Origin of the sequence: Comamonas sp. AG1104 (assembly GCF_003350425.1) — a bacterium.
GTDB lineage: Bacteria > Pseudomonadota > Gammaproteobacteria > Burkholderiales > Burkholderiaceae_C > Comamonas > Comamonas testosteroni.
Window position 1 is genome coordinate 203,405 of sequence record NZ_QQAS01000005.1, and the last position, 21,348, is coordinate 224,752.

The 21,348-nt window shown below is 63.6% G+C and carries 23 protein-coding genes and 1 pseudogene; 18 read left to right on the top strand and 6 right to left on the bottom strand.

Features of this window, described 5'->3' with window-relative positions; genetic code table 11:
• Positions 1 to 18 precede the first annotated feature (18 nt).
• From DFO48_RS15510 to DFO48_RS15580, 15 genes are all read left to right on the top strand, one after another.
• Positions 19 to 726: a fumarylacetoacetate hydrolase family protein gene (locus DFO48_RS15510; RefSeq protein ID WP_114863986.1), complete on the top strand. Its 708-nt coding sequence runs from the start codon at positions 19 to 21 to the stop codon at positions 724 to 726.
• Positions 727 to 738: 12 nt separating this feature from the next.
• Entirely contained in the window at positions 739 to 1,383 is a 645-nt protein-coding gene (gene maiA / locus DFO48_RS15515) for a maleylacetoacetate isomerase (RefSeq protein WP_114863987.1), read from the top strand.
• Between the two features lie 118 nt (positions 1,384 to 1,501).
• Positions 1,502 to 2,494 (top strand): Bug family tripartite tricarboxylate transporter substrate binding protein, encoded by a 993-nt coding sequence (locus DFO48_RS15520; protein WP_370449588.1) that lies wholly within the window; start codon positions 1,502 to 1,504, stop codon positions 2,492 to 2,494.
• A 381-nt stretch (positions 2,495 to 2,875) separates the two neighbouring features.
• Positions 2,876 to 3,544 carry a hypothetical protein gene (locus tag DFO48_RS15525; protein ID WP_003075841.1) on the top strand — a complete coding sequence of 223 codons (669 nt, stop codon included), beginning with the start codon at positions 2,876 to 2,878 and terminating at the stop codon, positions 3,542 to 3,544.
• A 212-nt stretch (positions 3,545 to 3,756) separates the two neighbouring features.
• Positions 3,757 to 5,280, top strand: a complete 1,524-nt coding sequence (locus DFO48_RS15530) for a CoA-acylating methylmalonate-semialdehyde dehydrogenase (RefSeq protein WP_114863988.1) — start codon at positions 3,757 to 3,759, stop codon at positions 5,278 to 5,280.
• 82 nt (positions 5,281 to 5,362) lie between these two features.
• A complete protein-coding gene (locus DFO48_RS15535) occupies positions 5,363 to 5,836 on the top strand; it encodes a lysozyme inhibitor LprI family protein (protein WP_233506412.1) in 474 nt (157 codons plus the stop codon).
• Positions 5,833 to 6,324, top strand: a complete 492-nt coding sequence (locus DFO48_RS15540) for a lysozyme inhibitor LprI family protein (RefSeq protein ID WP_003075832.1) — start codon at positions 5,833 to 5,835, stop codon at positions 6,322 to 6,324. The genes DFO48_RS15535 and DFO48_RS15540 overlap by 4 nt, the downstream gene beginning before the upstream one ends.
• Positions 6,325 to 6,377: 53 nt before the next feature.
• Positions 6,378 to 7,544, top strand: coding sequence for an acyl-CoA dehydrogenase family protein (locus DFO48_RS15545; RefSeq protein ID WP_003075830.1), 1,167 nt, complete (start codon positions 6,378 to 6,380; stop codon positions 7,542 to 7,544).
• 10 nt (positions 7,545 to 7,554) lie between these two features.
• Positions 7,555 to 8,127 (top strand): MOSC domain-containing protein, encoded by a 573-nt coding sequence (locus tag DFO48_RS15550; protein ID WP_114863990.1) that lies wholly within the window; start codon positions 7,555 to 7,557, stop codon positions 8,125 to 8,127.
• Positions 8,128 to 8,129: 2 nt separating this feature from the next.
• Positions 8,130 to 8,666: a TfoX/Sxy family protein gene (locus DFO48_RS15555; RefSeq protein ID WP_114863991.1), complete on the top strand. Its 537-nt coding sequence runs from the start codon at positions 8,130 to 8,132 to the stop codon at positions 8,664 to 8,666.
• An 18-nt stretch (positions 8,667 to 8,684) separates the two neighbouring features.
• Entirely contained in the window at positions 8,685 to 9,104 is a 420-nt protein-coding gene (locus tag DFO48_RS15560; protein WP_114863992.1) for a DUF488 domain-containing protein, read from the top strand.
• 72 nt (positions 9,105 to 9,176) lie between these two features.
• On the top strand, positions 9,177 to 10,073 hold the full coding sequence (mmsB, locus tag DFO48_RS15565) for a 3-hydroxyisobutyrate dehydrogenase (RefSeq protein ID WP_003075823.1): 897 nt from the start codon (positions 9,177 to 9,179) through the stop codon (positions 10,071 to 10,073).
• A gap of 4 nt (positions 10,074 to 10,077) precedes the next feature.
• The gene (locus tag DFO48_RS15570) at positions 10,078 to 10,410 is read left to right on the top strand and encodes a cupin domain-containing protein (protein WP_114863993.1); all 333 of its coding nucleotides are present in this window, start codon (positions 10,078 to 10,080) and stop codon (positions 10,408 to 10,410) included.
• Between the two features lie 269 nt (positions 10,411 to 10,679).
• A complete protein-coding gene (locus tag DFO48_RS15575) occupies positions 10,680 to 11,768 on the top strand; it encodes a saccharopine dehydrogenase family protein (RefSeq protein WP_114863994.1) in 1,089 nt (362 codons plus the stop codon).
• Between the two features lie 34 nt (positions 11,769 to 11,802).
• Entirely contained in the window at positions 11,803 to 13,323 is a 1,521-nt protein-coding gene (locus DFO48_RS15580) for an aldehyde dehydrogenase family protein (protein WP_114863995.1), read from the top strand.
• A 78-nt stretch (positions 13,324 to 13,401) separates the two neighbouring features.
• Here the strand turns inward: DFO48_RS15580 and DFO48_RS15585 are convergent, their stop codons facing one another.
• From DFO48_RS15585 to DFO48_RS15605, 5 genes are all read right to left on the bottom strand, one after another.
• Positions 13,402 to 14,298 carry a LysR substrate-binding domain-containing protein gene (locus DFO48_RS15585; protein ID WP_114863996.1) on the bottom strand — a complete coding sequence of 299 codons (897 nt, stop codon included), beginning with the start codon at positions 14,296 to 14,298 and terminating at the stop codon, positions 13,402 to 13,404.
• 811 nt (positions 14,299 to 15,109) lie between these two features.
• Positions 15,110 to 16,273, bottom strand: coding sequence for an acyl-CoA dehydrogenase family protein (locus tag DFO48_RS15590; protein ID WP_114863997.1), 1,164 nt, complete (start codon positions 16,271 to 16,273; stop codon positions 15,110 to 15,112).
• A gap of 82 nt (positions 16,274 to 16,355) precedes the next feature.
• Positions 16,356 to 16,748 carry a cupin domain-containing protein gene (locus DFO48_RS15595; protein ID WP_114863998.1) on the bottom strand — a complete coding sequence of 131 codons (393 nt, stop codon included), beginning with the start codon at positions 16,746 to 16,748 and terminating at the stop codon, positions 16,356 to 16,358.
• The gene (locus DFO48_RS15600) at positions 16,733 to 18,019 is read right to left on the bottom strand and encodes a CaiB/BaiF CoA-transferase family protein (protein ID WP_114863999.1); all 1,287 of its coding nucleotides are present in this window, start codon (positions 18,017 to 18,019) and stop codon (positions 16,733 to 16,735) included. Before DFO48_RS15600 ends, DFO48_RS15595 begins: the two co-directional genes overlap by 16 nt.
• Before the next feature lies 1 nt (position 18,020).
• Positions 18,021 to 19,007, bottom strand: a complete 987-nt coding sequence (locus DFO48_RS15605) for a tripartite tricarboxylate transporter substrate binding protein (RefSeq protein WP_114864000.1) — start codon at positions 19,005 to 19,007, stop codon at positions 18,021 to 18,023.
• Between the two features lie 265 nt (positions 19,008 to 19,272).
• Here DFO48_RS15605 and DFO48_RS25455 point away from each other — a divergent pair.
• From DFO48_RS25455 to DFO48_RS15620, 3 genes and pseudogenes are all read left to right on the top strand, one after another.
• A pseudogene (locus DFO48_RS25455) lies at positions 19,273 to 19,416 on the top strand (aldehyde dehydrogenase); the annotation flags it as partial.
• Between the two features lie 80 nt (positions 19,417 to 19,496).
• The gene (locus DFO48_RS15615) at positions 19,497 to 19,943 is read left to right on the top strand and encodes a hypothetical protein (protein WP_114864002.1); all 447 of its coding nucleotides are present in this window, start codon (positions 19,497 to 19,499) and stop codon (positions 19,941 to 19,943) included.
• A gap of 169 nt (positions 19,944 to 20,112) precedes the next feature.
• The gene (locus DFO48_RS15620) at positions 20,113 to 20,448 is read left to right on the top strand and encodes a cupin domain-containing protein (protein ID WP_003075803.1); all 336 of its coding nucleotides are present in this window, start codon (positions 20,113 to 20,115) and stop codon (positions 20,446 to 20,448) included.
• A 7-nt stretch (positions 20,449 to 20,455) separates the two neighbouring features.
• Here DFO48_RS15620 and DFO48_RS15625 read toward each other — a convergent pair whose 3' ends face one another.
• The gene (locus DFO48_RS15625) at positions 20,456 to 21,247 is read right to left on the bottom strand and encodes a hypothetical protein (RefSeq protein WP_034348696.1); all 792 of its coding nucleotides are present in this window, start codon (positions 21,245 to 21,247) and stop codon (positions 20,456 to 20,458) included.
• Positions 21,248 to 21,348: the final 101 nt, after the last annotated feature.

The window sequence follows — 21,348 nt, forward strand, 5'->3', positions numbered from 1 at the left end:
ACCTATCAGAAATCACATATGACCCAAGCCAACTACCTCTGGGCGCCGCCCCCCGTGCAATCTCTGCCCGTGCGCGGCAGCGAACAGCGCCTGCCCGTCAATCGCCTGTTCTTCGTGGGCCGCAACTACCACGCCCATGCGCTGGAGATGGGCCGCCCCGTGGACAAAAGCACAGAGCGCCCCTTCTACTTCACCAAGGCCCCGCAGACGCTGACCGAATCGGGTGCCACCGTGGCCTACCCTCCCGAAACCAGCAACTACCACTTCGAGATGGAGCTGGTAGTGGCCATCGGCAAACCAGGCTTTCGCATTCCTGCCAGCCAGGCCCATGAACATATCTACGGCTATGCCTGCGGCCTCGACATGACGCGCCGCGACCTGCAACTAGTGGCACGCGACAAGGGCCGCCCCTGGGATCTGGGCAAGGATGTGGAGCAGTCCTCCGTCTCCAGCGAAATCGTGCCCATGGCCGGCCAGGTGATCGAGTCCGGCCTCATCGAGCTGAGCGTCAACGGTCAGGTCAAACAGCAGTCCGATGTGAACAAGCTGATCTGGAGCATCCGCGAAATCATTGCCGACCTGTCCCTGTTCTATCACCTGCAACCCGGTGATCTGATCTACACGGGCACACCCGAGGGCGTGGGTGCCGTGCTGTCCGGCGACCGGATCACAGGGCGCGTGGAAGGCGTGGGCGACATTGCCCTGTGTGTGGGCCAACCCGAGTAAGGCGCGCAGACCATGAAGCTCTACAGTTTCTTTCGCAGCGGCACCTCGCACCGTCTGCGCATCGCCCTCAATCTCAAGGGCCTCACGCCCGACTATCTCCCTGTCGATCTACGCGTGGACGAGCAGGCCGAGGCGCCATTCAAGCGCATCAACCCGCAAGGCCTGGTGCCCGCGCTGACGCTGGACAGCGGAGAGACGCTGATCCAGTCGCCCGCCATCATCGAATGGCTGGAAGAGCGCTACCCCACGCCTGCACTGCTGCCGGCCGACCCCGAGGCACGCGCCCAAGTGCGCGCCATGGCGGCCATCGTGGGCTGTGATGTGCACCCCATCAACAACCGCCGCATCCTGCAGACCCTGCGCCAGCAGTTCGGCGCCGACGAGGCCGCCATCAACGCCTGGTGCGCCACCTGGATCACGGCCGGCTTCGACGCCATCGAAGCCTTGCTGGCACAGGACGACACACGCGGGCACTTCTGCTTTGGCCATGCACCAAGCCTTGCCGATGTCTATCTGATTCCGCAGGTCGAGAGCGCACGCCGCTTTGGCGTGGATCTGGCCCGCTGGCCGCTGATCGGCGCCGTTGATGCTGCGTGCAGCGCCCTGCCCGCCTTTGCGCAGGCAGCACCTCTGGCCCAGCCCGACGCTCCGCAATAGACCCTTCCCTTGCAGCCGCGCCCAGACGCGGCTGCCCACCTACGCTCTGCAGTCCCTAAAAAACACCCACCGGAGACAAACTGTGAAATACGAGCAAAATCAGCACCAAAGCCAATACATACCCAAGAAAGCAGCTATTAAAACAATAGTTTCCGCCGCCGCTCTGCTGGCCGCAGCCGGCCAGGCGCTGGCCCAGGGTGATGCGTCCGGCTATCCCAACCGCCCCGTGACCGTGGTCACGGCCTTTGCCGTGGGCAGCGGCCCCGATGCCGTGCTGCGCATCGTCGGCGAAAAGCTGGCCCAGCGCTGGAGGCAGGGCGTGACCGTGGACAACCGCCCCGGCGGCGGCGGCTTTGTCGCCATCGAGTACGCGCGCCGCGCCAAGCCCGACGGCTATACCCTGCTGCAGCTGGACAGCGAACATATCTCGGCCCTGCCCTATCTCTACAAGAACAAGAACTTCAACACGCTGAGCCACTTCGATCCCGTTGCGCCACTGTTCCTGACTCCTTTCTTTGTCGCCGTACCCACGAACTCGCCCTGGAAGAACATGGGCGATCTGATCAAGTCCGCCAAGGCCGAACCCGGCAAGATCAGCTACGGCTCCTGGGGCGTGGGCAGCCCCGGCCACCTGGGCGGAGAATGGCTGGACTATCTGACCGGCAGCAAGATGACACATGTGCCTTACCGCGAGGTCAGCCAGCTGTTCACCTCGGTCGCCAATGGCGACCCGACCTGGAGCTTTGCCAGCCTGCCCTCCAGCCAGGGCATCTACAAAAGCGGCAAGATCCGCTATCTGGCCGTGGCCGCCCCCAAGCGCATTGCGCAAATGCCCGACGTGCCGACGGTCGCCGAAGCGGGCGGCCCCGCTGAGCTGGATGTGAACTCCTTTGTCTCCCTGCTCAGCCCCAAGGGCGTGGATGCCGCCGTGCGCGACAAGATCCGCAGCGATGTGGTGGCCGTGCTGCAGGACCCGCAGGTCAAAGAGAAGTTCTCTACCTTCGCCTTCCAGCCCATGAGCTTCACCGTGCCCGAGATGCAGCAATTCGCCAAAAAGAAGTCCGAGCAATACAAGCTGCTGATTGAAAAAGCACAGATCAGCCTGGATTGAGAGCCGCCTTCGGCCATCAAAAAGATCACGGCACAGGCATGCGCCTGCAGCCGTCAAAGCCCCGTCAGCACAGGCTGCCCGGGGCTTTTTTCATTGGCGCGACGCCCCTCTGCGATCCAGATCAAGAGGCGTTGCACGAAGACAGCGGAGCTGCCAAGGCGTGCAAAAACGACCGTGACCCGGGGTTACACTTATTGCGAGGCGTTTCTGCGGATTTCCATCCCACCTCTAGAACGCCCGCATGCCATGAGCCCCCGCTGATAAGCGTCAGGGCTGTGCGGCAGCTTCCCGCCCAAGCCGCAGCGCCGTCTGTCTGCCAGGGCTCCTTGCTGTTTTCACGTGACTCCACGTGATTCAGCCCCTTCAAATCGTTATAAAAAGATGAACAATTCCATCAAGACTGCCATCGCTTTTCTGCTGCTTCCGCTGGCCGCAGCTTCGCAGGCAGCCGAGCCCCCTTCGCCCATTGCTGCTGCCGAGCTATACATCCGCACTCTGGTCAATCACGACGAGCAAGCCATCAGCCAGCTCAATGACTACCTGCGCCCGGACCGCCTGCGCTCGGGCCGCAGCGCGGACTACGCCAACGCCGCCGAACTCAAGCAAGCCGACAAGGACTTCCCGCGTGAAGTCACCGACGTGGCCCTGCCTCTGTTCCCCGAGGCGCAGCGCAACGCCCTGCGTGCGCCCGTGGAAAGCCTGATGAGCACGGTGCAAAAGGCGCGTCAGCAATCGCAGTGCAAGACTGTATCGGCCACCAAGCCCAAGCTCGACAAGCATGGCGTGCTCAATACCGAGGTGAAGTTCACCTGCCAGCTGGTCAAGACCCCCGAGACCTGGGCCGAGGGCATTCAACGCATGGTGCGCAACAAGCTCAGCCTGGACCAGGTACAGGGCGAACTCAAGAAGCTGCAAGCTGCATACTCAGCCCCCGCCAGCTACAACTACGAGGGCGTACTTTCCCTGGGCATGGTGCCCAAGGACAAGGACAAGGCCTGGCGCAATGACTTCGCGAGCGAAGCCTTTGACGAGATGTTCAGCGAGCTCTGAGAGCACCTGAGAACGGCAAAAGGGCCCGAGTGGGCCCTTTTGCATTTTGCCGCCGCAGGTACTGCAGCCATGCGTGCACGACAAGCTCCAAGGCACTGGCAGACATAGCATCCACTTGTGCACATTTGCACACCCTATGTGCAGTGTTTGCTATTGCTACGGCAAATCCGCACACATACCATGAGGAACGAATTCACCAACGGAGACACCTCATGAACGCACCGACTTCCGCCAAGGTTCTGGCGCCCACGGTCAAGCTGCTCATCAACGGGCAGATGGTCGAATCCAAAACCACCCAGTGGCGCGATGTGGTCAACCCTGCGACGCAGGAAGTGCTGGCGCGCGTTCCGTTCGCCACGCCCGAAGAGGTCAACGCCGCTGTGGCCAATGCCAAGCAGGCGTTCAAGACCTGGAAAAAGACGCCCATCGGCGCGCGCGCCCGCATCTTTCTGAAGCTGCAGCAGCTCATCCGCGAGAACATGAAGGAACTGGCCGCCCTGCTGACGGCCGAACAGGGCAAGACCCTGCCCGACGCCGAAGGCGATGTCTTCCGCGGCCTGGAAGTCGTGGAGCACGCGGCCAGCATCGGCAATCTGCAGCTGGGCGAGCTGGCCAACAATGTGGCCAACGGTGTCGATACCTATACGCTGAACCAGCCGCTGGGCGTGTGTGCAGGCATCACGCCCTTCAACTTCCCGGCCATGATTCCGCTGTGGATGTTCCCCATGGCGATCGCCACGGGCAATACCTTCATTCTCAAGCCTTCCGAGCAGGACCCCATCGTCACCATGCGTCTGGCCGAGCTGGCACTGGAAGCCGGCGTGCCCCCTGGCGTGCTCAACGTCATCCACGGCGGCGAGGACGTGGTCAACGCCATCTGCGACCACCCCGATATCAAGGCCATCAGCTTTGTGGGCTCGACCAAGGTCGGCACCCATGTCTACAACCGCGCCAGCCTCAACGGCAAGCGCGTGCAATGCATGATGGGCGCCAAGAACCACGCCATCGTCATGCCCGACGCCAACAAGGAGCAGTCGCTCAACGCCCTGCTGGGCGCCGCCTTCGGTGCGGCCGGCCAGCGCTGCATGGCGGTCTCCGTGGCCGTTCTGGTGGGAGAGGCCCGCAACTGGATTCCCGATCTGGTGGCCAAGTCCAAGACCCTCAAGGTCAATGGCGGCACCGAGCCCGGCACCGATGTCGGCCCGCTCGTGAGCTGCGCCGCCCTGTCGCGTGTCGAGGGCCTGATCGAGCGCGGTCTGGCCGACGGCGCCACGCTGGAGCTCGATGGCCGCAAACCCGAGGTGGCCGGCTATGCCAAGGGCAATTTTGTCGGCCCCACCATCTTCAGCGGCGTCAAGCCCGGCATGAGCATCTACGAGCAGGAAGTCTTCGGCCCCGTGCTGTGCCTGGTCGCTGCCGAGGACATCGATCAGGCCATCGAGTTCATCAACGCCAACCCCAATGGCAACGGCACGGCCATCTTCACCCAATCGGGTGCGGCCGCGCGCAAGTTCCAGGAAGAGATCGATGTGGGTCAGGTCGGCATCAATGTGCCCATCCCCGTGCCCGTGCCGCTGTTCTCGTTCACGGGCAGCCGTGCCTCCAAGCTGGGCGACCTGGGCCCCTACGGCAAGCAGGTGGTCATGTTCTACACCCAGACCAAGACCATCACGGCACGCTGGTTCGACGACAGCACCACCAGCCACGGCGTGAACACCACCATCAGCCTCAAGTAAGCCGGCCATGAAACCCGACAGTGCAGCCCTGCCTCTTGTCAGGCCCGGGCTGCGCTGTGCGGCTTTGCCGATGATGGCAGGCATGTACGTTCAAGAATTGTCACGCTCCTCCCCCCTGCGCCCAGCCGCAAACACATTTCACAGCCCCGCACGGCGGCTGGCACGTCTGTGCGCCCTGGCAGCCGGCTGCCTGCTGATTGCCCATCTGCCTGTGGCGTCGGCCCAGGACAATGAACCAGCCCCGTTGCACTGCCCCTCAGATCAGCCACTGTCTCTTGCCTGCCTTGAGCAACAGGCCCAGGTCATAGAGCGCAGCATGCAGGTGCTCTATCTGTACCTGCAGCGCCAGCTGCCGCCGGCCAGCGCCCAGGCTCTGCAAGCCGAGCAGGAAGACTGGACACGGCAGCGTGACCGGCGCTGCCTGCCCAATGGCTATGTCCATGAGGCCGAAGACATGGCTGCTTGCCGCATCGGCATGGCCCTGAGCCGGGTCAAGGACTTCAAGAACAACTGGTCTCCGCTGGCGAAACAGGCTCAAGGTGCAAAACAGCCATGAACAGGCTCACCTCACACCGATTGCGCCTGCAGGCCACCACGGACTGCGATGATGCGGGCATGACGATCCGCATTCAGAAAATCAGGCAACCGCGGCCTGCGACCATCGACACCAAATCGCTTGCAGCTCTTCTGATTGCAGCAAGCTTGAGCCAGCACGCCCTGGCCCAGGCCGGAGCCGACTGCGTGCCCGGCGGCACCACGGCCCAGACCAATGCCTGCGCCATCAAGGACTTCCAGCAAGCCGACACCGACCACCAGATTCTCTATGGCGATGTGATGCGTGCGCTATCGGCCCATGAGCGCCCCGCCCTGCGCAAGGAGCAAGGCGAATGGAGCCGCCATCGCATCACCCAGTGCAAGCAGGCCACGAAGGCCTTTGAAGCGCAGCCCGACTGGCCCAGCCGCTACCACGGCTGTCTGGTGCAGCAGATCACGGCCCGCGATGCGGTGCTCAAGCGCTGGCTGCACCAGGGGCCGCCGGACTGAGCGGCAAAGCCGTCGGGGGCCAGAAGACGAATAGAACAAAAAGGAGACATGAAATGGACTTTGAACTCAGCGAAGATCAACGCGCTTTTGCCGATACCGCCCGTGCTTTTGCGCAGGCCGAGCTGGCGCCGCATGCGGCCGAGTGGGACCGCGAGCACATCTTCCCGCGCGAGGCGATTGCCAAGGCCGGCGAGCTGGGCTTCTGCGGTCTCTACGCTCCAGAGAGCATCGGCGGCCTGGCCCTGCCACGACTTGATGCAACGCTGGTATTCGAAGAAATGGCGGCCGTCGATCCATCGACCACGGCCTTCATCACCATCCACAATATGGCGACCTGGATGCTGGGCACCTGGGCCACCGATGCCGTGCGCACCGAATGGGGCGAGCAGCTCACCAGCGGCAGCAAGCTGGCCAGCTACTGCCTGACCGAGCCCGGCGCAGGCTCGGACGCTGCCTCACTCAAGACCCGGGCCGAGCTGGTCGGCAACGAGTACATCGTCAACGGCAGCAAGGCCTTCATCAGCGGCGCGGGCAGCACCGATGTGCTGGTGCTGATGGCAAGAACCGGCGATGCCGGCTCCGGGGCTTCCGGTATCTCGGCCTTTGCCGTGCCTGCCGATGCGGCCGGCGTGAGCTATGGCAAAAAGGAAGAGAAGATGGGCTGGAACAGCCAGCCCACACGCGTCATCAGCTTCGACAATGTGCGCATTCCCGCGCACAACCTGCTGGGCCGCGAAGGCGAAGGCTTCAAGATAGCCATGAAGGGCCTGGACGGCGGGCGCATCAATATCGCCACCTGCTCGGTGGGCGCGGCCCAGGGGGCACTGACCCAGGCACAAAGCTATATGCAGGAGCGCAAGCAGTTCGGCAAGGCCATTGCGAGCTTCCAGGCCCTGCAGTTCAAGCTCGCCGACATGGCAACCGAGCTGGTCGCAGCACGCCAGATGGTGCGCCTGGCTGCGTCCAAGCTGGATGCCGGCGCGCGCGACGCATCGACCTACTGCGCCATGGCCAAGCGTTTTGCCACCGATGCCGGCTTCATGGTCTGCAACGAGGCCCTGCAGCTGCATGGCGGCTATGGCTATATCCGCGAATACCCGCTGGAGCGCCTGATGCGCGACGCCCGCGTGCACCAGATTCTGGAAGGCACGAACGAAATCATGCGCGTCATCATTGCCAGGCGCATGCTGGAGGGCGATGCTCCTGAAGTGATTCGTTAAGACGACCTACATGCCTGAAACACTGACCACCACCGTCCAGGCCGTCCACCAGGACAGCAATCACCGCTTCAGCAAACAAGCAGTGCCCACTATCGCGCTGCAATCGGGCTTGGGCGTGGTGGGGGACGCGCATTACGGCGCCAAGGTTCAGCACCGTTCCCGCGTCAAAGCCAATCCCGATCAGCCGAACCTGCGCCAAGTGCACCTGATCAGCGCCAACCTGTTTGCGCACTTGGCTACGCTCGGCTTCCAAGTGCAAGCAGGGCAGTTGGGCGAGAACATCACGCTCACCGATACGCCTGGCCTCGATTGGTACGCCCTGATCAGCCTGCCCGTAGACACCCAGCTAAATTTTGCCCAAGGGCCGGTTTTGCAATTGACTGGTCTGCGCAATCCTTGCGTACAAATTGACAACTATCAAAAAGGCCTGCTTGCCGCCATGCTGGACAAAACCGCCGACGGCCAGTGGGTACGCAAAACCGGCGTCATGGCCGTGGTGCTGCAAGGCGGCACTGTGCAAGCGGGCGATAGCGTGAACGTGCAATTACCGGCAGCGCCGCATAGACCTATGGAGCGCGTGTAAACATGCCCCGCCGCCCTCTCGCCCCCGAAACCCTGCAGCTGATTGACGCAGTGCGCGAAGCGCTGGCCGAGAACGTCGTTGGCGTTGATGTGCAGGAGAAAACCATGTTCGGCTGCCATGTGTTCATGGTCGACGGCAAGATGTGCCTGGGCGTGGAGAACGACGAGTTGCTGGTGCGCCTGCCCCCCGCCAGCCATGCGCAGATTGCAGAGATGCCGGGCGTGCGCCCGCTGTCCTCGCGCGGACTGATGGACGGCTACTTTCTCGTCGGTCCCACAGCCTACGCCAGGCGTGAACAGTGGCAACACTGGATCAGCGAAGCCCTGGCCTTCAACCCATTGGCAAAGGCCACGCCAAAACGCAAGACCGCCAGCAAGGCCAGCAGCAAGGCCAGCAGCAAGACCGATAGCAAGAAGCCAGTCGATGGACAAAGCCCAGCCGGTCAAGGCACCAGCAGCGGGCGCAGGCGCACCAGGGCTGCCCCGAAACCGGCTGATGCCGACGCCCCCGGAAAGCACCCTATTTTCGACAGCGAATAAGCACAAAGGACTGACCTCATGGCCATACGCATAGTCCAGCTAGGCAGCGAACGCGCCCCCGACGAGGGCCTGCGCATAGGTACGGTGCGCAGACCGCCGCGAGGCGTGCCCAAGGCCGAGTTCGCAAGCCGCAACTACTACGACTGCTGGTATCCCGAGCTCTCGCCCGAGCAGGAGCTGATGCAGCAGGCCCTGGAGGCCATCAAGCTGCGCACGGCCGGCCAGGAGGCACAGGCCGACAAGCTCTGGAAGCAGTTTGAAAAGCAGTTCCGCAAGCAACTGGCCGAGCCCGCCGCCGATCGCACCCTGGGACTGCTCGCAGCCTTGTCGCACAGCTCCGCCTTTTCTCTGGGTTGCTACTGCGACGATGAGGCGCATTGTCATCGCAGCATCTTGCGCAGCCTGCTCGCGGACAAGGGTGCCATTTTCAAGAATTAAGTGAAAAGCCAATCAATCGCTTACGGATAAAGCGCCAGACGCTATCAATTCAACAACAGCAAGGAGACAGACATGCAAATCGCTTTCATCGGTCTGGGCAATATGGGTGCCCCCATGGCCGTCAATCTGGCAAAGGCCGGCCACAGTGTCAAAGCCTTCGACCTGAGTCAGGAGGCCATCGCCAAGGTCGTGTCCGCCGGCGCACAGGCGGCCTCCAGTGCCCAGGAAGCCGTGCAAGGCGCCGAAGCCGTCATCACCATGCTGCCCGCCAGCCAGCATGTGGAGAGCCTGTTCCTGGGCCGCGACGGTGCGGCAGGTCTGCTCGCGCATATCGCCAAGGGCACGCTGGTCATCGACAGCTCCACCATCGCCGCGGCCACCAGCCAGAAGGTGGCCAAGGCGGCCCAGGCAGCGGGCATCGACTTCATCGACGCCCCGGTTTCGGGCGGCACCGGCGGTGCAATTGCCGGCACGCTGACCTTCATGGTGGGCGGCAGCGACGCGCAGCTGGCACGCGCCCAGCCATTGCTCGAAAAAATGGGGGCCAATATCTTCCACGCGGGCGGCGTCGGCGCGGGCCAGACGGCCAAGATCTGCAACAACATGCTGCTGGGCATTCTGATGGTGGGCACCAGCGAAGCAATCGCCCTGGGCGTGGCCAACGGCCTAGACCCCAAGGTGCTGTCCGAAATCATGCGCCGCAGCTCGGGCGGCAACTGGGCCCTGGAGAAATACAACCCCTTCCCCGGCGTGCATGAGAACGCACCGGCCAGCAAGGGCTATGCAGGCGGCTTCGGCACGGACCTGATGCTCAAGGATCTGGGCCTGGCGCAGGACAATGCCACGGCCAACCGCGCCAGCACGCCGCTGGGCGGCATGGCGCGCTCCATCTATGCCGCGCACAGCCTGGCCGGTCACGGCAGCGAAGACTTTTCCAGCGTCATCAAGATGCTGCAGAAAAAAGCCTGAAGCCATGGCTCTGCCCCACGCCCAACCCGGGGTTCCCGTCGAAGTGCAGCCCTACGGCACCTCGCTGGGCAACCAGAAGACCGCGGCACTGTTCAAGTCCGACACCCTGGAAGTGATCCGCCTGGTGTTGATGGCAGGCAAGCGCCTGCCTGCGCATCAGGTGCCGGGGGAACTGACGATTCAATGTCTGGAGGGGCAGCTCGCCGTCATCCTGGGCGCAAGCCGTCAGACATTGAGCGCGGGGCAGTTGCTGTTTCTGCCCGCCCAAACCATGCATGAGGTCGAGGCCGAGGACGACTCCTCGGCCCTGATCACCATCGTGCTGCACAGCCACTAGCCACCGGCTGCGGCAACCGACCGTCCAGCCCCGTTCGGCCCCGGTGGATGTCTGCGCCAGCCTCCGATAGGGGGCGTCAAACTGTCAGCGCCGATCCAGCAAGCGCTGACAGCTATTCTTTCTGAAGCGGACGGCTCCTGCTGAAGACTCCTTGTCTGCCCACGCAAATCGACTCCTGCTGACGCTTGCCACGGTGGTGCAAATCGCCGCCCTGTGTTTAAGATGGCCCCAGAGGAAGTGATCGCTGCGTTGCTCTCAAGGAGTTCTCCATGATGAAGCTGACTGGACAGAACATTCTCATCCTCGGCGCCGGCAAGATCGGCTCAACGATCGCCGACATGGTTGCCGAGCTGCATGAAGCCACCGTCACGCTGGCCGATATGCAGCCCCCGCCCGGCAGCGACCCGCAGATCCGCCCCCTGCAGCTGGACATAGACGACGATGCGGCACTGACCCGCGCGCTGCAGCAGCACTCAGTGGTCATCAATGCCCTGCCTTTCTTCTGTGCCGAGCGCGTGGCCCGGGCTGCGGCGCTGCAGGGCGTGCATTACTTCGACCTGACCGAGGATGTGGCGGCCATGCGCGCCATACAGCAGATGGCGGCGCAGGCGCGCTCGGTGCTGATGCCGCAATGCGGACTGGCGCCCGGCCTGATCGGCATGCTGGGCGGACATCTGGCCCAGCAGTTCGACGAGCTGTTCGACCTGCAGCTGCGCGTGGGCGCGCTCACGCGTCATGCGACGAATGCGCTGCGCTACCACTTCACCTGGAGCGTGGACGGCGTCATCAACGAGTACTGCAAGCCCTGCAACACCATCGTCAACGGCCAGCCCATGCTGGTGCCGCCGCTGGAGGGGGTCGAAGCCCTGATTCTGGACGGCGAGAACTTCGAGGCCTTCAATACCTCGGGTGGTCTGGGTACGCTGTGCGAGACGCTGCAGGGCCGCGTGCGCAACCTCAACTACAAGACCATACGCCACCCCGGCCATCGCGACGCCATGCATTTGCTGCTGCACGGCCTGCGCCTGATAGAGCGCCGCGATCTGCTGCGCCAGGTGCTCGAAGGCGCGGTGCCCCACAGCCGTGAAGACATGGTGGTGATTGCCGCCATGGCCAGCGGCATGCGCGCGGGCCGGCTCGAGCAGCTGATGCGCGGCACCCGCATCTTCGGTGCGCCGCTGCGCGGCAGACAGCGCACGGCCATAGAGCTGACGACCTCTGCAGGCATGCTGGCCGCCGTGGAGCTGTTCGCCACGGGCCAGTTGCCGCAGCAGGGCTTTGTGCGCCAGGAGCAATGCACGCTGGCCGCACTCTCGAACACCCGCGTGGCCTCCTACTTCGACGGCCTGCTCGGCTGAGGCCTGTATCTCACACCCATCAGGAGGGAATGCCATGACTGCCATCTCCGCTGCCGACTTCCAGACCGTGCTGAGCCGCTGCGGCATAGCGCTGCAGGCCCTTGAAGGCAAGGACATCACTGTGCACTCGCCCATCGACGGCACGGAACTGGCCAGCCTGGCCGCCCTGCCCGGTGCCCAGGTGCCGCCAGTCATCGACCATGCGGTGCAGGCTTTCAAGCAGTGGCGCCTGGTGCCCGCCCCAGTGCGCGGCGAGCTGGTGCGGCTCTGGGGCGAGGAGCTGCGCAGCGCCAAGGCCGATATAGGCCATGTGATTTCCTGCGAGGTCGGCAAGATAGCTCAGGAGGGCATGGGCGAGGTGCAGGAAGGCGTGGACATCTGCGAGTTTGCGCTGGGCCTGTCGCGCCAGCTGCATGGCAAGACCATTGTTTCCGAGCGTCCCGGCCACCGCATCATGGAGCAATACCACCCGCTGGGGCCGGTGGCCGTCATCACGGCCTTCAATTTTCCGAGTGCCGTGTTTGCCTGGAACGCCGCAATTGCCCTGGTCTGCGGCAACCCGGTGATCTTCAAGCCTTCCGACAAGGCGCCGCTATCGGGCCTGGCCACCTTCAAGGCGCTGGAGCGGGCCATTGCCCGGTTTGGCGACCGTGCTCCGGCAGGTCTGGCGCAGATCGTTCTGGGCGGCGCAGCTGTCGCCGAGGCCCTGGTGGACAGCCCCCGGATTGCGCTGGTATCGGCCACTGGGTCGAGCCGCATGGGCCGCACCGTGGGCCCCAAGGTGGCGGCGCGCTTTGGCAAGCGCATTCTGGAGCTGGGCGGCAACAACGCCATGGTGGTCACGCCCGCTGCCGATCTGGATCTGGCCGTGCGCGCCATTGTCTTCAGCGCCGTGGGTACAGCCGGCCAGCGCTGCACCTCGCTGCGCCGCCTGATCGTGCACCGCGATGTCAAGCAGCCGCTGCTGGACAGGCTGCTGCCGGCATACCGCAGCCTGCGCATCGGCAACCCGCTGCAGCCGGATACCCTGGTCGGCCCCTTGATCAACCAGGCATCTTTCGAGGCGCTGCAGCACTCGCTGAGTCAGGCGCTGAAAGACGGCGGCCATTTGCTCACGGGCGGCCAGCGCCAGCTGGAGCAGCAGTTTCCCCAGGGCTTCTATGTGGCTCCGGCCATTGTGGACATGCCGGCCCAGACCAGCATCGTGCGGCACGAGACCTTTGCCCCGCTGCTCTATGTGCTGAGCTACGACGAGCTGGAGCAGGCCATTGCGCTCAACAACGATGTGCCTCAGGGCCTGTCCTCCTGCATCTTCTCCAACGACCTGCGCGAGGTGGAGCTGTTCTTGAGCGCGGCCGGATCGGACTGCGGTATGGCCAATGTCAATATCGGGCCCAGCGGTGCCGAGATCGGCGGCGCCTTTGGCGGCGAAAAGGAGACCGGTGGCGACCGCGAGAGCGGCTCCGACGCCTGGAAGCAATACATGCGCCGCACGACCAACACCATCAACTACTCGCGCGAGCTGCCGCTGGCCCAGGGCATTCAGTTCGGGTGAGGCACAGGTAGCGCAGCCCGTGACTGCCAGGGAGGCCATGCAACGCGGATTCCGGGGTTAACGGACTCCATTCAAGAGTCATGGCTGCCCAGCTTCCACCAGGTTCTGCACGCTGGCCACAAAGGCCTCAAGCACGGCCGACATGCCCTGTGGCCGCCAGGCCAGCACGGCCGGCGTGGTCACCCGGCTGCCGCGCAGCGCCGCAAAGCGCACGCCGTTCATGCCCACGGTCTGCATGCAGGCAGGCACCAGGGCCACGCCCTGCCCGGCCGAGACCAGGGCCATGACGGTCAGCCACTGGCGCGCGGCATGGCGTGTATGGGGATGGATGCCGGCCTGCTGCAGACAGGCGATGACGTTGTCGTAGTTGGCCGGCGCCACCTCGCGCGCAAACATGACGAAGGTGTCCTGGGCCAGTTCGCGCAGATCGATTTCGCCGCGCTGGGCCAGCGCATGGTCGCTGGGCAGGCAGCAGACAAAAGGCTCCTCGCCTATGGACAGCGTGCGTATATCGTCCTGGGGCGTGCCGATGTTGAGAAAGCCGCAGTCGATCTGCCCGCTGGCAATGGCCTGCAGCTGGTCACGCGTGGACATCTCGTGCAGGCATAGCTCGACCAGCGGGCGCTCGGCACGAAAGGCCCGGCAGAACCCTGGCACCTGCCGGTAGACCATGGACCCCGTGATGCCGATATCCAGCCGCCCCTGCAAGCCCTGGGCCACGCCGCGCACCACCTCGGCCGCATGCTGCAGCTGGGCCAGCACCTTGCGAGCCTCGTGCAAAAAAGCCTCCCCTGCGGGCGTGAGCTTCACGTTCTTGGCGTCGCGCTCCATGAGCACCGTACCCAGATCCTGCTCCAGTGTCTTGAGCGCCATGCTCAGCGGTGGCTGGGTGATGCACAGGCGCTGGGCGGCCCGGCCGAAGTGCAGCTCCTCGGCCAGGACCACAAAGTAACGCAGCAAATGGGTTTTCATCATGATTCGCAAAGTTTGGCCAAGACCATACCTGATGCAGCAAGACGCCGGGAGTTCGCCTCGGTGGGTCATGTGTCTCGCTCACCATCTCCTGCGGTCATGTAGCTGCAATAGAAAATTCAATTCAGCCTCTAGCCCTTTCACAGAAAGTGCAAGTAGCTATCAAAACAGCATTGCTTTGTCTCTAGCTACAGAGGCCTTGCCGGCCACGCCGGGATTTCGCCCCGGCGGACGACTCACTTTCTGACGCGTCAGAAAGTAAGCAAAGAGCGCCTCCCTACAGTCTGCGTCCCTGCGCTTCGCTGCGGGCAAACCTGCATCACGCCATTCAGGCTGCGTTGCCGCCCAACTCGCTGTGCGGCACGCCGCTTCGCTCAGACAGACGGCGGCAAGTCAGTTCACGATGCAACGCTGTCCTGTGGCAGCGTTGCCCGCAGCCCGAACCGCGTGCCGCAGGCGCAGACACACGGGTAGATACGGGCGGCCTGCATGAGTTGCGACGAAGCCGGTTGTTGGTCTCGCCCCTTGTGCCAACGCTGCCCGCAGGCGCAGCCGGCGGGACGGGGCAGCAGGGGCCAGCTCTTTGCTTACTTTCTTGCGGAAGAAAGTAGGTCCGCTGGCGGGCCGAGACCCGCCGGGGGGCGCCTAGCCCTCTGTCTAAAAAAACAGGCATGTTGCTGAAGCAGAAATTCAAGCCAAATCAGCCTCTAACCCGATCACTGCAAGCGACAGAAGCCTGGCCGTACACGCCGAGATTTCGCCTCGGTCCGCCCTCTGCAAACCGATCAAGCAAGCCATCCACTCGCTTCACAGGTCAATACGACTTGGGCAGGCCCAGCACCTTCTCGGCGATAAAGCACATGATGAGCTGCGGGCTCACGGGTGCCAGGCGCGGAATCCACGACTCGCGCATATAGCGCTCCACATGGAATTCCTTGGCATAGCCCATGCCGCCGTGCGTGAAGATGGCGGTCTCGCAAGCCTTGGCGCAGGCTTCGGCAGCCAGGTACTTGGCGGCATTGGCCTCGGCACCGCATGGCAGGCCCTTGTCATAGAGAAAGGCGGCCTTCTGCACCATCAGGTGTGCGGCCTCCAGTCCCATCCAGGCCTGGGCCAGCGGGTGCTGCACGCCCTGGTTCTGGCCTATGGGCCGGTCGAAGACCACGCGTTCGTTCGCATACTGGGTGGCGCGCGCCAAGGCAGCACGGCCCAGGCCCACGGCTTCGGCCGCAATCAGAATGCGCTCGGGGTTGAGGCCGTGCAAGATGTACGAAAAGCCCTTGCCCTCCTCGCCGATGCGGTCCTGCACCGGGATGCGCAGCCCGTCGATGAAGAGCTGGTTGGTGTCCACGCATTTGCGGCCCATCTTCTCAATCTCGGTCACGGCGATGCGGCTGCGGTCCAGGTCGGTATAGAACAGCGACAGGCCTTCGGTGCCCCGGCACTCTTCCACGGGCCTGGTGCGCGCCAGCAGCAATATCTTGTTGGCCACCTGGGCCGTGGAGATGAAGACCTTCTGCCCATGCACCACATAGACATCGCCTTCGCGCACGGCACGGGTCTGCAGCTTGAGGGTGTTGAGCCCGGCATTGGGCTCGGTCACGCCGAAGCAGGCCTTGTCCCGGCCAGCGATCAGCGGCGGCAGCCAGCGCTGTCTTTGCTCGTCCGTGCCGAAGACCACGGCCGGGTGCAGACCGAAGATATTCATGTGCACGGTCGAGGCGCCCGACAGGCCCGCCCCCGTGGCCGAGATGGTGTGCATCATCAGCGCCGCTTCGGTGATGCCAAGACCCGCACCGCCGAACTCCTCGGGCATGGCAATGCCCAGCCAGCCGGCTTCGGCAAGGGCCTGGTGGAAGTCGTGCGGAAAGCCGCCGTCCCTGTCCTTCTTGAGCCAGTAGTCATCATCGAAAGGCGCGCAGGCCCGCTGCACGGCGTCCCGGATCTGCTCCTGCTCAGCGCTCCATAAAAAATCCATGGCGGCTTCTCTCTATCGGTTGAATCTCAATGAAATCCGCCTCAAACGCCCGTCTGACAAGCGCCATCAGCTATTGTTTTAATCAATCAGGCCGGCGCACGCGCGCCGGGTTCTCGCCATAGGGCGGGCTGTAGATGACCAGCAGACGCACGGGCGTGTCGCTGGTGACGCGAAACACATGCATGCAGTCCTCGGGGAAGAAGCAGGTGTCGCCCGGCTGCATGGCAAAGCGCTCGGTCTGGCCCTGGCTTTGCACCTCCACCTCGGCCGTGCCGTCCAGCAGATAGCAGGCCTGCTCCATGCCCGGGTGGGCATGCGGCAGCGCACCGCCGCCTTTTTCCAGCGTTCCGAGCACCACTTCCATATGCTGGGCGCCGACATTGGCCTGGCTAACCAGACGCCGGTTCACCGTGCCGTGGTGGTTGGCGGGGCTGTATCCCTGTACGTCCTTCTCGCGGATCAGATAGCGGGGCATATGTCTGTCTCTCTTTTATCGTTGGATGAGGAAGCCTGCATGCAGGCACCGCTGGCCTGCAGTGCGGCGATCTGTGCCTCGCCCAGACCCGCTTCGCGCAGCACCTGCAGCGTGTGCTGGCCCAGTTGCGGTGCCGCGCTGGCCTCACGGCCCGGGGGTGTGGCGCTCCACTGCGTGGGATTGGCCGTGGTACGCAGCCGCCCCTCGCTGGGGTGCTCGATCTCGCGCACAAAGCCCGTGGCCGCATGGTGCGGATCGGCCAGCAGGTCCTCGGGCGAGGCCATGGGCATATTCGGCACGTCGGCCGCATCGAGCAGCGCACGCCACTCGGCCGTGCTGCGCTCGCGCATCAGGCTCGCCACCTCGGCATAGACGGCATCGATATTCGCTGCGCGCTGGCCGTGGGTGGCAAACATGGGTTCATGCATGCGCTCGCCCTGCCCTATGGCGTTGAAAAAGCTGTGCCAGTGCTTGTCGTTGTAGATCAGCACGCAGAGATGGCCGTCGCTGGTGCGGTAGGGCTTGCGATGGCGCGTCAGCAGCCGCGCATAGCCGGCGTCGCCCAGCGGCGGCTCGAAGCTCAGCCCGGCCATGTGGTCGCCCAGGATGAACTGCGTCATGGCCTCGAACATGGGCACGACCACCGCCTGCCCCTGGCCGCTCTTCTCACGCGCATACAGCGCGGCCGTGACCGCATAGACCGCATGCAGGCCAGTGACCCGGTCACCCAGCGTCATGGGCGCATAGGACGGCTCGCCGCCGCCGTATTGCTGGGCCAGCCAGGGCACGCCGGTCGCCCCCTGGATCAGATCGTCGTAAGCCGGCTTGGCCGCATAGGGACCGGCCTGATCGAAGCCGCAGCAGCTCACATGGATCAGGTGCGGATGGCTTTGCTCCAGCGTCTGCCAGTCCAGCCCCAGCCGGGCCATGGCCTGGGGCCGCACATTGCTGATGAAGACGTCGGCATCGGCCAGCAGCAGCAGCAGCGCCTGGCGCGCTGCGGCCTGCTTGAGATCCAGCACCACGGAGCGCTTGCCCTGGTTGGCCTGCAGAAAAATGGGGCCCATGCCGGGGTTGCGCATGGGGCCTACATGGCGCATGTTGTCGCCCTCGGGCGACTCCACCTTGATCACATCGGCACCCAGGGCGGCCAGAATCTGCGTGGCAAACGGCCCCATGATCACCGAAGTCATGTCCACAATCCTGACGCCGGCCAAGGGCCCGGCTGAAGTACCCGCAGCCTGACGGCTATCGCTGTGCATGCTCGTCATCTCACTGCGCCTCGATACCGGCCTGCTTGACCAACTGCCCCCATTTGGCGAGCTGCTCCTTCACATAGAGCGCGAACTCGTCGGGCGTGGCCGTGGGCCAGACCTCGAAGCCGACCTGGGCCAGTTGCTCCTGCACGGCCTTGTCCTTGAGGATGAGCTGCAGCTCGCTGTTGATGCGCTCGGCTATGGCCTTGGGCATGCCGGCCGGGCCGAAGATGCCGTTCCACGAGGTGATATCGAAGCCCGGCAGCGTCTTGCCGATGGCGGGCACATTGGGCAGCAACTGCGACCCCTTGGCCGCCGTCACGGCCAGCGTGCGCACGCGCTCGGTCTTGAGCGTGCCCCATGCCGAACCCAGATCGGCCACATACATCTGGATCTGGTTGCCCATCACATCCGTCAATGCCTGCGGGCTGGACTTGTAGGGCACGCCGGTGATCTGCGTACCCGTGATGTATTTGAAGGTTTCCGAAGCCACCAGCGAGGTGCTGTTGGGCGTGCCGTAGGAAAGCTTGTCCGGATGCGACTTGGCATAGGCAATCAGCTCGGCCACGGTCCTGGCCGGCACCGAGGGATGGACCACCAGCGCAAACGGCAGCTCGCCCACGCGCGCAACGGGCGTGAAGTCCTTGATGGGGTCGTACTTGAGGCCCTTGACCAGCCATGGGTTGGCCGAATGCGAGGTGTTGGTGGTCATGAACAGCGTATAGCCGTCCGGCTTGGCCTTGACCACATGCGCGGCTGCAATCTGGGCATTGGCCCCGGCCCGGTTGTCCACCACCACGGCTTGCTTGAGCCGATCGCCCAGCTTGTTGGCCACCACACGGGCCACCGCATCAGTGCCACTGCCCGCGGCAAACGGCACCACCAGCGTGATGGGGGCTGCGGGATAGCCCTCCTGCGCCAGTGCCGTCCCCGCAAGGCCCATGCCCACGGCAGCTGCCAGGGCTGCGCTCGCACAGGCGTGCAGTAAGAATCGCTTGTTCATGCTTGTCTCCTTGTTCAGGCTGCGGCACCTGTATCCGGTGCCTGCTGTGCATGCTGAAGCGTTCAATCATTCATGTCCAATTGTTTAAACCACATGAACGATTCGATTTCCGAATCTTTAGGTCCAGCTAGACATTCCCAGCCGCTGCGCCTGATGCGTCACCCCTCTGCACGGCGAAATGAGCTGGATTTGTACCTGCGCCCCCAGCCCTTTTGCCCTTGAGGTGGTGGCAGCAGCCCGCGCTGGCCAGGCCTTGAGGCGTCGAATCGGCAGAGCTTTTGGCGGCGAAAAGGAGACCGGCTGCGACAGCGAGAGCGGCTCCGACGCCTGGAAGCAATACATCTGCCGCACGGGCAACGCCATCAACTACTCACGCGAGTTGGTGCTGGCACAAGGCATTCAGTTTGAGCAAATAGCTGGAGCGGATACGGCGTTCAAAGCACCGCCCAATGGCAGACTGTCGCCTTGTTCCTCTGTATTCTTCTGACCATGGCCGAGCCTCTCAAGCACCCCGGCAGCGACATTGAGTTCCATGCCGACCCGTCTCTTTTGCTGGCGCCCTTCGATATCTATGATCGGGAAGAGTCTCTGGGTCAGGAACTCGCTGCCTATGACCCCAATGATTCCCAGCAATTGCTGCGGCTGCTCGATCGCTATTTCTTTCCTTGTTGTGAGCAAGCCTCATGGAGCACTGCACATAAAGTGATGCTGACCCGGTCATTGCAAGCCGCCTTGCAAAGCCTGCAATACGACTTTGCAGCCCCGCTGCAAGACAGCCATGACGACTGCTTCTACCTGCCCGCAACCTGGCAGATTCAGGCTCCTCGACAGTTCTTCCTGAACGCTTATTCGATCCTGCTGAAACGCTGGGCTGCAGAGTTCGCGACAGCGGGCTTCAGCCCCATGCCTGCCGAGAATCTGCGGCACCTGGCATGACAGCTGTCAGTCGTACCCGGACCTCAGCAATACGCGCCAAACAGCGCTGATGAGCAACGAAACGAGGTGATAAGGCCTGATGCCCTACAGCGCTGTCACAAAACGGTGATTGAACTTGGGCCCCACTCGGGGGAGAATGCCTTATTACCGCTTTCGCTCAGGTGCTGTCATGGACCATATCCACTCCACGCCCACCCACCAAGCTCTGGATGTCGCTCCTTACGGAGCCAGGCTTTCAGCCGCTCACTCGAGCGTGCTCTTCAAGGCGGAAGATCTGGAAGTCATTCGCGTCGTGCTGCGCTCGGGCCAGTCGCTGCCGCCGCATCGCGTTCCTGGCAGCGTCAGCCTGCAATGCCTGGAAGGTCGACTCGAAGTTCTCATCGGCCAGACCGTGCATGAACTGGGGCCCAAGCAACTCATGCATCTGCCAGCCAATATGCCCCATGCCGTGCGTGCCATGGAAGACTCGTCCGCGATTGCCACCATCGTGCTCTGTGAGGTTTGAAGAACTTCTATCGAACAGGCAAAAACTGCATGAACGGGCCGGCAAGCAATCCCTGCGCATAGCCGATGACGGAGCGCCGGTAGCGCTCGGTGGTGTAATCCGCCACCAGATCCAGCCGGCCGATGATCTTGCCCATCTCGCGCTCGAAGCTCAGGTTGCGCCCTTCTTCTGCTATCTGATTCGATAGCAGCAAGGGCTTTCCACCGGGCGCCTTGCGCGAGTTGAGAATCCAGTTGGCGATCTCCAGATTGCGCGCTGCATTGAAGACATGCTGCGGGTCCAGCCCGTCGATCAGCGTGAAGCTGGTTCGCCCGCCATGCGCGGTGATCAGCATATCGGCTGCGGCATGAACAAAGGCCGCAACCCGGTCCCCTGCGAACTCGGGCTGCAAGGCCAGGGACAGCGCTGCCACGTCGCGCTTGTCCTGCAGCTCATGCCAGGGCTGGCGCTCCATGACGGCAATGCGCACATAGGTCATGGCCGCTTCGCGGCTGGAGGCGGTCTTTTTCCATTCGGTGGGGTTGCGGCGGTAGAGCTTGTCCATGATGAGAAACAGGCTCTCCAGGTTCTCCTTCATGGCCAGCGTCGCCATGCGGTTGCTGTCGGACTGCAGCAGCTCGCGCGAGTGAAAGTCCTCACCCTTCACTTCGCCATGATTCGTGGGAGCGCTGGAACAAGCGGCCAGGGCGCACAGCACCAGCCCTGACAGCAGCCACCGCCCCATACGCGGGTGACCGCGCAGGGGATCGCGCGTGCAGTGGCCTGCGGCGGCAAGGGGCAAAGCTCGTGCTGCTGTCATGCTACAAACATAACAGCAGATGCTGCTGGGTCAGTCACGCCAGAGGCGCGCGATTGTTATCAATCGTGAACAAAGCCCGATCCCGCACACGGGTCAGGACT